This window comes from Corynebacterium sp. MSK071 (assembly GCF_030232125.1).
GTDB lineage: Bacteria > Actinomycetota > Actinomycetes > Mycobacteriales > Mycobacteriaceae > Corynebacterium > Corynebacterium kefirresidentii.
Genome location: NZ_JASPJA010000001.1, coordinates 181,569 through 195,365, shown reverse-complemented (window position 1 = coordinate 195,365; position 13,797 = coordinate 181,569). Strand labels below are relative to the sequence as shown.

At 60.8% G+C, this 13,797-nt stretch carries 13 protein-coding genes; 10 read left to right on the top strand and 3 right to left on the bottom strand.

The annotated features are described in order from the left end of the window. The first annotated feature begins 59 nt into the window (after nt 1-59). The 8 genes from QP990_RS00815 to QP990_RS00780 all read left to right on the top strand — a co-directional run bounded on the left by QP990_RS00815 (nt 60) and on the right by QP990_RS00780 (nt 9,715). Nucleotides 60-1,427 (top strand): M20/M25/M40 family metallo-hydrolase, encoded by a 1,368-nt coding sequence (locus tag QP990_RS00815; RefSeq protein ID WP_239208098.1) that lies wholly within the window; start codon nt 60-62, stop codon nt 1,425-1,427. A gap of 329 nt (nt 1,428-1,756) precedes the next feature. After that, nucleotides 1,757-4,738: a Na+/H+ antiporter subunit A gene (locus tag QP990_RS00810; RefSeq protein ID WP_200288614.1), complete on the top strand. Its 2,982-nt coding sequence runs from the start codon at nt 1,757-1,759 to the stop codon at nt 4,736-4,738. Next, the gene (locus QP990_RS00805; protein WP_023019959.1) at nt 4,739-5,239 is read left to right on the top strand and encodes a Na(+)/H(+) antiporter subunit C; all 501 of its coding nucleotides are present in this window, start codon (nt 4,739-4,741) and stop codon (nt 5,237-5,239) included. Beyond that, the gene (locus QP990_RS00800; protein WP_239208100.1) at nt 5,232-7,058 is read left to right on the top strand and encodes a Na+/H+ antiporter subunit D; all 1,827 of its coding nucleotides are present in this window, start codon (nt 5,232-5,234) and stop codon (nt 7,056-7,058) included. Before QP990_RS00805 ends, QP990_RS00800 begins: the two co-directional genes overlap by 8 nt. Further along, the gene (locus QP990_RS00795) at nt 7,051-7,578 is read left to right on the top strand and encodes a Na+/H+ antiporter subunit E (RefSeq protein WP_239205427.1); all 528 of its coding nucleotides are present in this window, start codon (nt 7,051-7,053) and stop codon (nt 7,576-7,578) included. Before QP990_RS00800 ends, QP990_RS00795 begins: the two co-directional genes overlap by 8 nt. Continuing rightward, nucleotides 7,578-7,853: a monovalent cation/H+ antiporter complex subunit F gene (locus tag QP990_RS00790; RefSeq protein WP_023019962.1), complete on the top strand. Its 276-nt coding sequence runs from the start codon at nt 7,578-7,580 to the stop codon at nt 7,851-7,853. The genes QP990_RS00795 and QP990_RS00790 overlap by 1 nt, the downstream gene beginning before the upstream one ends. Further along, a complete protein-coding gene (locus QP990_RS00785; RefSeq protein ID WP_284797994.1) occupies nt 7,850-8,230 on the top strand; it encodes a monovalent cation/H(+) antiporter subunit G in 381 nt (126 codons plus the stop codon). Before QP990_RS00790 ends, QP990_RS00785 begins: the two co-directional genes overlap by 4 nt. Before the next feature lie 15 nt (nt 8,231-8,245). Continuing rightward, nucleotides 8,246-9,715, top strand: a complete 1,470-nt coding sequence (locus tag QP990_RS00780) for a glycosyltransferase 87 family protein (RefSeq protein WP_284797993.1) — start codon at nt 8,246-8,248, stop codon at nt 9,713-9,715. Nucleotides 9,716-9,750: 35 nt separating this feature from the next. On the opposite strand, the gene QP990_RS00775 is transcribed toward QP990_RS00780, so the two are convergent. The 3 genes from QP990_RS00775 to QP990_RS00765 all read right to left on the bottom strand — a co-directional run bounded on the left by QP990_RS00775 (nt 9,751) and on the right by QP990_RS00765 (nt 12,170). Further along, entirely contained in the window at nt 9,751-10,887 is a 1,137-nt protein-coding gene (locus tag QP990_RS00775) for a glutamate--cysteine ligase (protein WP_023019965.1), read from the bottom strand. 180 nt (nt 10,888-11,067) lie between these two features. Next, nucleotides 11,068-11,871 (bottom strand): LytR C-terminal domain-containing protein, encoded by an 804-nt coding sequence (locus QP990_RS00770; protein WP_239208103.1) that lies wholly within the window; start codon nt 11,869-11,871, stop codon nt 11,068-11,070. A gap of 23 nt (nt 11,872-11,894) precedes the next feature. Then, nucleotides 11,895-12,170, bottom strand: coding sequence for a DUF3263 domain-containing protein (locus tag QP990_RS00765; protein ID WP_239208104.1), 276 nt, complete (start codon nt 12,168-12,170; stop codon nt 11,895-11,897). Here QP990_RS00765 and QP990_RS00760 point away from each other — a divergent pair. Both QP990_RS00760 and QP990_RS00755 read left to right on the top strand, forming a co-directional pair. Continuing rightward, nucleotides 12,169-12,792, top strand: a complete 624-nt coding sequence (locus QP990_RS00760) for a peptide deformylase (protein ID WP_023019968.1) — start codon at nt 12,169-12,171, stop codon at nt 12,790-12,792. The genes QP990_RS00765 and QP990_RS00760 overlap by 2 nt on opposite strands. Further along, nucleotides 12,792-13,781, top strand: coding sequence for a GNAT family N-acetyltransferase (locus QP990_RS00755; protein ID WP_023019969.1), 990 nt, complete (start codon nt 12,792-12,794; stop codon nt 13,779-13,781). The genes QP990_RS00760 and QP990_RS00755 overlap by 1 nt, the downstream gene beginning before the upstream one ends. Nucleotides 13,782-13,797: the final 16 nt, after the last annotated feature.

Here is a 13,797-nt window from a genome sequence, read left to right as displayed (position 1 = left end):
CCAGCGTTTTCCTATTCCGGTTGCTCTATAGCTTGGGCAGGGCGGGTACGGTAGTACACATGACTGCACTTAATGAAAGCATCCGCAACGACCGCGAGACCATTTTCCGCCAGCTCAGCGAGCTCGTAGCCTTCAACTCCGTCCACAATGAGGAAGGCTTGGAGGACCAGACCAAGGGCGCGAGCCAGTGGGTTAAGTCCGCACTCGAAGAAGCCGGAGTGAGCGTGGAAACCATCACCACGGCCGATGGCTCCACCGCCATCTTGGGCGAGCGCAAGGGCGACGAGGGGGCCAAAACCGTCCTGCTTTACTCCCACTATGACGTAGTACCGGCGGGCAACCGCGAAGCGTGGGATTCTGATCCTTTTACCCTTACTGAGCGCCAGGCCGCCGATGGCTCTACTCGTTGGTACGGCCGCGGCGCCGCCGATTGCAAGGGCAACGTGGCCATGCACCTAGCGGCCCTGCGCGCGGTGGACAATAACGGCGGCACCAAGGTCAACCTGAAGTACCTCATCGAGGGTTCTGAGGAACGCGGCGGCGAGGGCCTTTCCCAGCTCATCAAGGACCGCCCGGAGCTTTTTGCGGCCGATGCCATCCTCATCGCCGATGCCGGCAACTCCGCCGTAGGCCAGCCGACCTTGACCACTTCCCTACGCGGCGGCGCGCAGATTGGTGTGCAGGTCGATACGCTGGCCGCCGGCGTTCACTCCGGCCAATTTGGTGGCGCGGCCCCGGACGCCGCCAAAGCCCTGATGCGCGCCATCGACTCCCTATCCGATGAGTACGGCCGCACCGTTATCGATGGCGTAGATACCACCGCCGAGTGGTCCGGCCAGGAATACTCGGCCGAGGCCTTCCGTGCCGATGCACAGCTGCTGGAGGGCACCAAGATCATGGGCGAAGATGACCCGGCTGGCGCCACCCCGGTGGCGAATATGGTCTGGTCCCGCCCAGCCATTACCGTGACCGGCTTTACCTCTACCCCGGTTGCAGAAGCAGTCAACGCCGTGCCCGCTACCGCTTCCGCCCAGCTCAACCTTCGCGTTCCGGCTGGCGCCGATGCCGCCGCGATTGCCGACGCCGTCTGTGCGCACCTCCGCAGCCACACCCCTTGGGGCGCCCACGTCAAGGCCGAGGTGCTCGAGTCCAATGCCGGCTTTGCCACCGATCCGGAAAAGCCAGCCGCTGCCCTGCTAGGCGAATGCCTTTCCGAGGCCTATAACGCAGAGACCGCCGCTCAGGGCATGGGCGGTTCCATTCCGCTAACCACCGAGCTGCAAGAGGCGCATCCTAACGCGGAGATCGCCCTCTACGGTGTGGAGGAGCCCAAGTGCACCATTCACTCCGCCAATGAGTCGGTGGATCCCACCGAGATCGAAAATATTGCCGCAGCCGAGGCACTCTTCCTGCAGCGCTACTCCTAAGGCTTGCGCCCCTGGCCCAGCCTGGGTCCTGGCTATTGCCGCGGCACTGCGGCGTACCCCGCTCCCCACGGAGCGGGGTTTCTTTATGCCGCAAAACAGCAGCATATAATACAGCGCCAAAAATAGTTCTTTCAAAGCCGTAGAAAAGCCGGTAAAGTGGCAAAAGTTGGCCCCGCGCTCGGCCATGTTGCTTGCACTATGCCACCGCGGCGTACTCAGCGGCGTGCGGCTCGTGAATGTTCTCGTCTCTCAGTAGTTGTGATGCTCGTGGTGTTCGCGGCAGCGGGGCAAGAGAACGCGATACAACCAAAAGGAGCGCAGTAACCAACGTGCTAATACTCCTAGGTACTCTCATCGCCGCCACCGTGGTGGCACCGCTGCTCATCATGCGAATGGGTCGCCCGGCATTTGGAATTTTGGCCCTAGTCCCCGGCGCAGGCTTTGTGTGGACGCTCATGCACTTTCTGCGCGGCACCTTCGCAGACGGTGGCGCGGTTGAGCATACCGTGGAATGGATGCCCTCCGCGAACCTAAGTTTTGACCTCCGCTTAGACGGACTAGGCGCGCTGTTTAGCCTCATCATCTTGGGCATGGGCGCGCTGGTATTGATCTACTGCTGGGGCTATTTCGACGGCACGCGACGCCGCTTGGCCATGTTCGCGGCGCAAATGGTGGGCTTCGCCACCGCCATGTTTGGTCTAGTGGCCGCGGATAATTTCCTGCTGATGTACGTGTTCTGGGAGATTACCTCCCTGCTGTCTTATCTCTTGGTTAGCTACTATGCGGAACGAGCCTCCTCCCGCCGCGCGGCCCAGCAGGCGCTGATGGTCACCGCGCTGGGCGGGCTAACCATGCTCATGGGCTTTATCTTGCTCGGGCGGCAAACTGGGGCGTGGACCTTTAGTGATATCTCCGCCTATGAGAACTTTGCGCAAACACCCTATGTCACGGTGGCCATCGTGCTCATCTTGGCGGGCGCGCTGACAAAGTCCGCAATCGTACCGGCACACTTTTGGCTCCCCGGCGCGATGGCGGCGCCGACTCCGGTCTCCGCTTATCTCCACTCCGCCGCGATGGTTAAGGCCGGCATCTACCTCGTCGGGCGCTTGGCGCCCTCGATGTATGAGGTGGCAACCTGGCACGTGGTGGTTATCTCCTTAGGCGTATTTACCATGCTGCTCGGTGGCTGGATGGCGCTCAAACAGCGCGACCTGAAGCTGATTTTGGCCTATGGCACCGTCTCCCAGTTGGGTTTTATCACCTCCATCATGGCCGTAGGCTCGCGGGAAGCCATGCAGGCCGGCCTCGCGCTGACCTTTGCGCACTCGCTATTTAAGGCGGCGCTTTTTATGGTCGTCGGAGCTATCGATCACTGCTCGGGCACGAGGGATATCACCAAGCTATCCGGCTTGGGGCGCAAGGAGCCCTTCCTTTTCGGTATTGCGATCATTTCCGGGTTCTCCATGGCCGGCGTCCCACCACTGTTTGGCTTCGTGGCTAAAGAGGCCGTGCTGGAAGCCACCATGCACGAAGAGCTCTTGGCCGGCATGCCGCGCAATATGATGCTTGTGGCCTATGTCCTCGGTTCTATCCTCACGATGGCCTATACGCTGCGCTTTTTGTGGGGTGCCTTTGCCACCAAGAAGGAGGTCAATGGAACGGAGCTGGCAGAGGCCGTCGCCAAGATGCATCCGGTCAACCTGGGGCTATGGCTCTCCCCTGTCTTACTTACCGTCCTGACAGTGGTACTTGGTGTATTCCCCAAGCCGCTTTCGGCAGCCTTTGACCAACACCTCAATTCCACCTTCGGCCCGGAGGAGCATAGCGAGCTAGCCCTGTGGCATGGCTTGACGGTGGCGCTGGGCCTCTCCGCACTCATTATTGTGGCCGGTATTATTATGCACTGGCAACGCCAGGTCCTGGTCAAGTGGCAATTCTCCTACCCCGCACTGGGCAATGCGGATGACGCCTACGATTCGGTCATCGCTCTTTTGCGCCAGCTCTCGCTGCGCACGACGGCAACCACGCAGCGCGGCTCCCTGCAGCTGAACTTGACGGTTATCTTTGCCACGTTGATGCTGCTGCCACTGGCTATGATCATCAAAGGCGATCTCACTGATATCCGCATGATAGTGGCGGAAAATCCTTGGCAGATCGTCGCCGCCTTCATCATCATGGTGGCCGCCGTGGCTGCCACGGTCACCGATAATCGTTTATCAGCCGTCATCATCGTCGGGGTGACTGGCTATACGCTCGCCTTCATCTTCGCTCTGCACGGTGCGCCGGACTTGGCGCTGACGCAGCTGTTGACCGAGACCATCGTGATGGTTCTTTTCATGCTGGTTCTGCGCCGCATGCCGGCCTCCACCGAATGGAAGCAGGACCCCAAGATGGGCCGCCTGCGTGCCTGGCTTTCCGTGGGCACGGGTCTTACCGTCACCGTAGTAGCGATGTTTGCTATTAACGCGCGTCAGTCCAAGCCCATCTCCGAGTTCATGCCGGATCTGGCCAAAGAGATTGGACACGGTGCCAATACTGTCAACGTCTTGCTGGTGGACCTGCGCGCCTGGGATACCTTTGGCGAAATCACGGTGATTATCATTGCCGCACTGGGCGTGGTCTCGCTGATTTATCGCACCCAATCTTTCGGCCGTGAAAGCCGCCGCCCCACCCTGCGGGTTACCGGCCGGCGGTGGCTGGCCGCCGGGGTGGAATCTGAGCAAGCACTCAACCGCTCGCTGATGATCGATGTCTCCACCCGCGTGCTCTTCCCGTCCATGGTCGCACTGTCCTTCTATTTCTTCTTCTCCGGCCACAATGCTCCTGGCGGTGGCTTTGCCGGCGGCCTCGTGGCAGCGCTAGCACTCATCCTGCGTTACCTGGCTGGTGGGCGCGCGGAGCTGGAAGAAACCCTGCCTATTGACGCCGGCCGCACCATGGGCACCGGTCTCTTGCTGTCCGCACTAGCCACGGTGACCCCGATGTTCTTTGGTCACCCGCCGCTTACCAGCGGATACACCTCACCGGAGATTCCGCTCATCGGCAAGGTTTCGCTACCTTCAGCGTTGGTCTTTGACGCAGGTGTCTACCTCATCGTCGTGGGGCTCACGCTCTACATCCTAAATTCCTTGGGCGCCAAGCTGGATGAAGAAGAGGATATGCGTAAGCAACGTGCCCGCGATCGCGCCCGCTCGCTGGCCCGGCAGCAGCGCCAACGCACCGCCAAGCAAAAAGCGCAACGGGCCCAACGCAAGGAAAAGAAACAAGCCGCTACAGCAAGCACAACCGCCACCACAGGGAAGGAGAAATAAATGGAAGCCAACCTCTTCCTCCTCTTGGCCGCCGGTGTGCTCGTAGCCGCGGGCGTCTACCTGCTCCTGGACCGCGCCATGACCAAAATGCTGCTTGGACTGCTGCTTTTGGGCAATGGCGCAAACCTCTTCCTGCTGCAGTCCGGCGGTTCGGCCGGTTCTCCGCCTATCGATGGCCGCGACTCGGAACCTTTCGGCACCGAGATTGCAGATCCGCTGGCACAAGCAATGATTCTGACTGCCATCGTCATTTCCATGGCGCTGACGGCCTTCATCCTTACCCTGGCCTACCGCCAGTACCGCTACCGCACGGATGATGTCATTGAAGATGACGCGGAAGATACCGCTATTGCCGCCAAGGCCGCGCGCCCCGGCAATGCGGCCGCCAGCCCGGACCAAGATGCGTCCAATGATCCGGCTACCGGCCGCGCCACCAAGCAAGGCGATAACTTCGGCCCTGCATCCTTCGAGGAACCAGTAAAGGGGGCCCGCGATGAGTGAGACCGTACAGCCGCTTGTCGATGCCCTCTTTCCCTACATCGGCTACCTCATTCCGCTGCCCATTATCATCCCGGCAGTGGCCGCGGCCCTCGCCTTGATCTTTTGCCGCATTCCCAATGTGCAGCGCCAGATCGTATTTTTCTCACTGCTCATTACCGCCGTGGTCAATGCCGTACTCATCCTCATCGCAGATTTTGAAGGCATCCAAACCCTGCAGGTAGGAGGCTGGGACGCCCCGGTGGGTATCACGCTCGTGGCGGATCGCCTCTCTGCGGTCATGCTCTTTACGTCCTCCGTGGTGCTGTTTTCTGTCATTTGGTACGCCATTTCTCAGGGCGTTCGCGACGGCACCAAGGACGAGCCGGTGGCCGTCTTCTTGCCCACCTACATGCTGCTGACCATGGGCGTTAATATCTCCTTTTTGGCTGGCGATCTCTTCAACCTCTACGTGGGCTTCGAGGTCTTCCTCGTGGCGTCCTATGTGCTGTTGACCTTGGGGGCCTCGGCTGGTCGAGTGCGCGCCGGCGTGGGCTACGTGATGGTGTCGATGGCCTCATCCATGATCTTCTTGCTCGCGTTGGGGTATGTGTATTCCTCCGTGGGCACGATGAACATGGCACAGATTGGCCAGCGCATGCAGGACATTCCGGAAGGAACTCGCACCGCTATCTTTGCCACGTTGCTCGTCGCCTTTGGCATTAAGGCCGCCGTGGTCCCGCTGGATGCCTGGCTGCCGGACTCCTATCCCACGGCACCTTCGCTGGTCACGGCCGTCTTTGCCGGCCTGCTGACCAAGGTGGGTGTCTACGCCATCATCCGCGCCCGCACCTCCGTCTTTACTGCGGGTGGGCTCGATACCGTGCTCATGTGGGTAGCCCTCGCCACGATGCTGGTGGGTATTTTGGGCGCCATCGCGCAATCCGATATTAAGCGCCTTTTGTCTTTTACCCTGGTCAGCCACATTGGTTATATGATCTTCGGCGTCTCTTTGGGTACCGCGCAGGGGCTTTCTGGCGCCATCTTCTACGCCGTACACCACATTCTGGTCCAGACTGCGCTATTTCTGGTGGTCGGACTGGTTGAGCGCCAGGCCGGAACATCTTCGCTGCGCCGTTTGGGCTCGCTGATGTATTCCGCCCCGCTCATCGGAATCTTGTATTTCATCCCCGCCATCAACCTGGGCGGCATCCCGCCGTTCTCCGGTTTCCTGGGCAAGGTCATTTTGCTGCAAGCCGGTGCGAATGAAGGATCCTGGATGGCCTGGGTACTTATCGTTGGAGCCGTGGCTACCTCCCTGCTTACCCTCTACGTGATGATGCTGGTGTGGGCTAAGGGCTTTCAACGCGACCGCGCCGATGCCCCTGAAGGCAACGTGGCGCTCGCCCGCCCGGCCCCGCTTTCCGATATCACCGATGAGGTGGAATTTTCCTCCCGCCAGGATGTGGGCAGGGTGCCCTTTGGCATGATCGCCTCTACGACCCTGCTGGTGGCCGCGTCTACGTCCATTACTTTCCTGGCCGGACCGATTTCCGGTGTAACCTCGCGCGCGGCCGAATCCGCGCAGGATACGTCCATCTACCAGTACGCCGTGCTGGGCAACCGCGCGGATGATCCCACCCGCCACCTCAACCAGAAGGAGCGCTACACCGGCGGCGCTGATTCCTATGAAAATAGGCGCAGCCACTCTCCTGAGGCGGAGCCCCCGGCCTCGCCGGGCCTGGATTCCCGCACCGATCCAGAAGCCGGTGGACGCGATGCGCATTCCACCACCGTAAAGTCCCCGGACGCCGCCAAGAGGAAGGATATTAGCGATGACTAACTCGCGCTTTTCCGGCCTGCACCACCGCTTCCGTCCGTGGTTCATCGTCTGGCTCATCATCATGTGGTGCATGCTGATGGGCGAGGTCACCGTGGGAAACTTGGTGGCGGGACTTATCATCGGCGTCGTTATTGTCTTTGCCCTACCGCTGCCGGCCATGCCGATTACCGGCATCGACGTCTCCTGGGGCAAGCTCATTGCTTTTATGCTCCGCTGGTTCTGGGAGTTGTTCTACGCCTCGCTCAAGGTGGGATGGCTGGCCGTGCGCCCGCAGCCGGTGCCCAAGACCGCCATCTTGGAGCTGCCCATGCGCTTGGATAATGAGTTTGCCATCTCTTTGGCGGTGACGCTGTACAACCTGCAACCGGGTGGCACGGTAACCGATATTGATATTGCTAACCGCATGCTCACCGTCCACATCTTAGATGCCCACGATGAGGAGCAAATCCAGCGCGAGATCAATGCCGTGGCCCGTATGGAGGCCTCATTCATCGAAATCTTTGAAAGGAGCCACCCCTAATGGATCCTCAGATCTACAATGCGATTTTGCTGGTGGCCGCCGCGCTGCTGGTCGTCTCCTTCCTCATTACCGTCTGGCGCATTATCACCGGGCCTAATTCGCTGGACCGTTTGGTGGGTATGGATGGCTTTACCGCGATGTTCCAGTGCGCGCTTGCTACCTACATGTGCTGGTCGCTCAACACCACGGTGGCCTCGGCCATGCTGGTCATTGCGCTCTTGGGTTTTATCTCTACCGTGTCGGTTACAAGGTTTAGGAAGAGGGATAACCAATGAGCTGGTCCTTTATCGCTGATGTACTCTCGCTCATCCTCATTATTAGCGGCAGCCTCCTCACCTTGGCCGCAGCCATCGGTATCGCTCGATTCAAAGACACAATGTCGCGCGTACACGCGGTGAGCAAGCCGCAGACCACCGGTCTTATCCTCACCATCCTGGGCGCGATCATCCGCCTCACGGGCGCGGAATCCTTCAGCGTGGCCGAGCAGGGGGATTTAGGAATGCTCATTTTGCTGGTACTGTTTGCCATGTTCACTAGCCCGGTAACCGCGCAGCGCACCTCACGTATTGCACGCCGTGAGGGCCTATACGGCACCGAGGAAACCATGTCCCGCAACGACCGCCCCGCCGCGAAGTCGCTGCGCCGCAAGTAGGAGACGCTTTTCACCGTGAAAAAGCTTTATGGGCTTCCCACTGTGGTGACTTTGCTCGCCGCCCTCATCGGCGTCATTGTCTATCGCTTCAGCATCTACGATGGCAATAGCGCCTTTGTGTGGCGCGTTCCGCTAGATCTGAAGATTTATTGGCTCGCCGGTGGTGAGGTAGCGCAGGGCGCAAACTTGTACGATAACGCCTATATTGGTGACCTGCCTTTTACCTATCCGCCCTTTTCCGGCACTCTTTTCACGTGGCTTTCCTCGCTTGCCGACGACCCTTTGATCCTCTTTTGGCAAGGCGGCACCGCCCTTGCCCTGTTTACGGTCATCATGCTGGTTCTGCGCGAGCGCGGGCTCAAGCTCTCCCCGGCAATGTGGTTATTGAGCATCTTGCTTTTGTGCTGCACCCCGGCAAATGAACCGGTGCACGGCACCCTATTCTTTGGCCAGATCAACATCTTTTTGATGTTGCTGGTTGCCTTGGACCTCCTCCCGCGCAAGCGGGCCCTGCCGGGCATCGGCATCGGTTTGGCTGCGGGTATGAAACTTACCCCCGCTTATATGGGACTGGTTCTGCTCTTCCAAAAACGCTGGTGGCAGGCGATTATCGCCATCTTGACGTTCGCGGTAACCGTTGCCATTGGCTTTGTAACCATCCCGGATGCCGCCGAATTCTGGACCGATGCCATCTTTAAATCCTCCCGCGTGGGCGAGCACACTAACCCAGGTGCGCAGTCCATCCGCTCCGTGATGGTCCGCGCATGGGGCATCGACGGCGGCTGGGTATGGCTTGCCGCCGTGGTCGTGGTCTTTATTCTGACCTGCTTGGCGCTGCGTACCGCGATGAAGCACCGTAATAACTCGGCCGCGCTTGCGCTCGCCGGTATCAGTTCCTGCTTGGTCTCCCCCTTCTCCTGGTATCACCACTGGGTATGGACGGTGCCTTTGGCCGTCGTCGTACTGGTTTCCGTTAACCAGGCGCTGGGCAGGCGCTTGCACGGTTTCCTCGGCGCACAGTTCGCTGGTTTCGTATCCGTGCTGGCCATGTGTGCGGTAACCATGCCGTTCATTTCCGCCCCCGTGTGGCTATCTGCTGCGAGCCGCTCGCTCAACCACTGGGATCTGCAGCCCTGGGGCATGTTGGCCTTTACCGGCGCCGGCGTTATCTATATCGCCTTCTACGCGGTGTGGGGATTTATCCCTGGCACCCAACCGGCCAAGGAAACGACCGCCCCTGGTAGCCCCCAGCAGCCCGCTGCCGCGCAACCTGCTGCCACCACGACCGCGGCCCGTCCGGCGCATTCAGTGAACACCGAGTCTACGACCCGTGGTGGTCATTCACGGGCAGCGCGCACTATCAGCGATGAAACGGCAGAAATGCCCGCGGTGGGTCCCGAAACGCGCGCTTTCCCCGCGTCCCAGGACATCACCGATATCCCCGATACCCCGGCTTATGGGCGCCACTCGCGCTCCGAGGACTAAGCCCGAGGCGGCTACCGGCCCCCTGCCCTCCCGCTTTAGAGCGGGCGGAAGGTGCGCAGCTCGCGGCAGGTCTCCTCAACCACCTCGCGCCAGCTGCCAGTTTCTTTGAACAAGCGGCGCTGCCGCTCATAGCCGGCGCCGCCATCAATAATTTCGTGGATAAGCTGCAGCTCATTAAAGCATCCCAGCTCGCGGGCGATGGGGGCGAGTTCTTCCACCATCTGCGCTAGCTCGTCTTTGACCCAGGCTTCATCGGTCTCGCGGGAGGTAATTACCAGCGCATCCATGCCGTAGCGGGCGCCGCGCCACTTATTTTCTGCCACGTGCCAGGGCTGCAGGGTGGGAAGGGGTTCCGCGGCGTCGATAAGCCGGTCGTAGTAGACCACCAAGCAGTGAGTAAGCGCAACGATGGCGGAAAGCTCGCGCAGATTCGACGTCGCATCGCTCACGCGCACCTCCACCGTGCCCCACTTGGCGGCCGGCCGAATATCAAAGTGCATGGAGCCGGTGTGGTTGATAACGCCGGAAATCGCTTGGTCGCGCATATAGGACTGCCACTCGGCCCAATCGCGGAATTGATATGGCATGCCTGCGGTAGGCAGCTGCTGGTAGAGCATGGTGCGGTTGGAAGCATAGCCGGTATCCAGGCCCTCCCACCCCGGCGAGCACGCTGATAAGGCCAGCAAGTGGGGGTACTTGGTCATTAGCGCATTGATGATGGGCCACACGCGGTCCTCGTGGCTAATGCCCACGTGCACGTGCGTGCCCCAAAGCAACATCTGCTTGCCCCAGTACTGGGTGCGCGCGATGATTTCTTGATAGCTGGGTTTATCCGAAAGCGGATTCTCGCGGAAATCCGTAAATGGGTGCCCACCGGATGCCCAGACATCTACCCCCAGCTTATCGGCGGCTTCTTCCACCGCGTTCAGGGAATTTTTCAGGTCAGCGATTGCTTCCGGAACGGTGTGGCAAATGCCTGTAACTAGCTCCACCGTATTTTGGAGAAATTCCTTTTCCAGATGGATATCGGGATAGGTCGCATTGGCCAGATCGATAAGTTCCGCACCGCGCGGGACGAGGTCGCGCGTTTCGCGGTCCACGAGCGCTACCTCCCATTCCACACCTAGCGTTGGTTCGGGAGAGCGGGCGAATTGTTCTGCCGGGATCTTCACCCATTCAGCTTAACGGCTGACAGGTATTAAGAAGTGAATTTTATTTAACCCATTCTCAGCGGCGGCCGTGCGGGTAGGCAATATCTCAGATCATAAAAGTCCAAGGGCATCCGGCCACAGAACAATAAAGTTTCTTTCTGGCCGGATGCCCTTGGACTTTAGGTCAGGTACGCAGCTAGCTTAGGCCTGCGGCACCGCTAGGGCGACAACGACGGCGCCGTCATCGGTTGCTTCCTTAGGCAGGTCGCGATTCATGGGCGCGATATCGGCCTGATAGCGAGCGGCTACCTCTTTGGCCAGTGCTTCAGCAGAGGTATCGCCTTCCGGGTAGAAGACGGTGGTCTTCGGGACGGTAAGGACATCGCCAGGCAGGTTGCCCACGTAGCCCACCTTGAAGCCGCCGCCTTTGAGGGAATCGGCTTCCTTCTTGGCCTTGTCTACCTCACCGGAGTTATTGAGGACGCTGACCTTAATATCTTTGCGGTCGCGCGCGGCGGAGTGGGCGTTTTCCTCTCCTGCAGCGTCATTGCCCTGAGGCGCAGCAGCCTCGTCGGCAGCACCGGAAGCAGCCGAATCACGTGGGGCATCGCCCTTTCCTGGCGCCGGTGCAGGGGAAAGAGCGCTTGCACCCTCGGAAGCGCCTGGGGCACCGGGGGCACGGGAACCTGCGGCATCGGGACCAGCGGAGCCTTCGGGTGCGGCACCAATGGTGGAACCGGTGGAGTTTTCTTGCTTGCTCTCGGAGGCCACGGTGGAATCATCGTCGCCCGAGGTTATGGAGTACAAAGCCCAGAGGCCGAGCATGACGGCCACCGCGATGAGGACCATCGCCAGGCCGCGCAGCGGGAGTCCGCCCTTTTTAGCGTGCGCGCCGCCACCAGCGGGGCGCTTAGCGGCACGGGAAGCGGACGCACCGGCAGCGGAGCCGGCGCGGGTTTCGTCGGGTACCTTGTCGGTCGAATTTTCCGGATTCACATTAGTCACATACGCAACACTAGTACCCAGAATTAACTAGAAGGGGTATTTCCCCGCGCGGCGCGCCGCGTGTTTTCTCTCTCCTCGCGCAGGCGGCGCAGCCGGGCGACTAGGAGGGGATGGGATTGGGCGGCCGCGGGGGCGTCGAGAAGCAGGTTAAGGCGCTGATGGTAGCGCACCGGGGAGATATCCAGTTGCGCGCGGATGGCCTCTTCCTTGCGGCCGATGCTGCGCGGCGCGTTTTCTTCAAAGTCCAAAATGGCGGCGTCTAGGTCAGACAAGGGGTCCATGCCTAAACTGTAAGGCATGACTATTCGCCCCATCGTTATCCACGGCGAGCCCGTGCTTCACAATCCCACCCAACCGGTGGAAGAATCCGAAATTTCCACCCCGGAAATGCAGCAACTCATCGCGGACATGTATGAAACCATGGATGCCGCCCATGGCGTGGGCCTAGCTGCAAACCAGGTAGGAATTGGCAAGCGCCTCTTTGTCTACCACTGCCCCGATACGGACGGGCCCAATGGCACCGAGCTGCCGTCCGAAAAGGCAGGCATGCGCAAGGGCTGCGTTATTAACCCCGTGTTGGAGACCTCCGAAATTCCGGAGACCATGCCGGCCGACGACGGCTCCGATGACGAAGGCTGCCTCTCCGTTCCAGGCGAAGGCTTTCCCACCGGCCGCGCCGACTGGGCGCGCGTGACCGGCAAGGACGAAAACGGCAACGACATCTCCGTCGAAGGCTATGGCTTCTTCGCCCGCTGCCTGCAGCACGAGACCGGCCACCTCGATGGCTTCCTGTACACCGATACCCTCATCGGCCGCTATAAGCGCCAGGCCAAAAAGGCCATCAAACGCAATGGGTGGACCGAGCCGGGTTATTCCTGGGTACCGGGCGAGGACGCCGATCCCTTCGGCCACGACGACTAATGTCACGTATTTTCCGCTCCGATGCCGTCCAGGTGGGCGAGCGCGTGGTGGCCCGGCGCGATTTCGGCGGCGTGCATAGCGACGTCATCGGGCACGTGCTGAGCCTCAATCCGCTGGTTATCCGCCCGCAGGAGGTCGGTGGTTTCCCCTCTGACCTGGATGCGGTAGAGATCCCGCCGGAACAGCTGAAAATCATCAAGCGGCTCTCCCCGCGCATGGTCCGCAATTCCGATATCCGCGCCGTGGAGGTTGCGGCGGCCGCGGCTTTCCCCGGCGGGGAGCACGCCTGGACTAGCGATGGTTCTTGGCTCCTGCGCGCCGGCGACGGGGCTACCGGCAGCTCCAATTCGGCCGTGCCTTTGGGCCCTTCGGCCGGCTTTACCCCGGTGCCGATGGAAGAGATTAAGGACTTCTTCGCCCGCCGCGACCTGCCGGTGCGCCTATTGGTTCCAGAGCGCATTGGCAAACCCGCCGAGCGCCTGCTTGCCGACGCCGCCTCGGAAACCGAACCAGAAACGCTCGCTATGGTCTTGCGCGATCTGCCCGCGCTTGCCGAAGCCCCCTCTGCTTCCCCCACCTTCCATGTCGAAGACCACCCCGATGACCAGTGGCTGGAGATGTATCACTCCCGCAGCGGAACCCTTTCGCCTCAGGCACTGAAGCACCTGAGCGCCCCCATCGAGGGCACACTTGGCTTTGGCCGCCTAGCGCTCGAAGGCGTAACCGTCGCCATTGCCCGCGGTGCCATTAGCGAATCCGGCGATGGCACCGCGTGGCTGGGCCTTTCTAATGTGGAGGTAGCTGCGAACTCCCGCCGCCGCGGATTCGGCACCCTGCTAGGCCAGCACCTGCTGCGCTGGGGCCGCGATAATGGCGCGGAGCATGCCTACCTCACCGTTCCGGCTTCCAATACCGCAGGAGTGCGGCTGGCTGAGAAGCTCGGCTTCATCGAGCAACACCGCCGCGTCTACGCCCGCCTGCGGGGCTAGGCCCCGCGCAGCACCC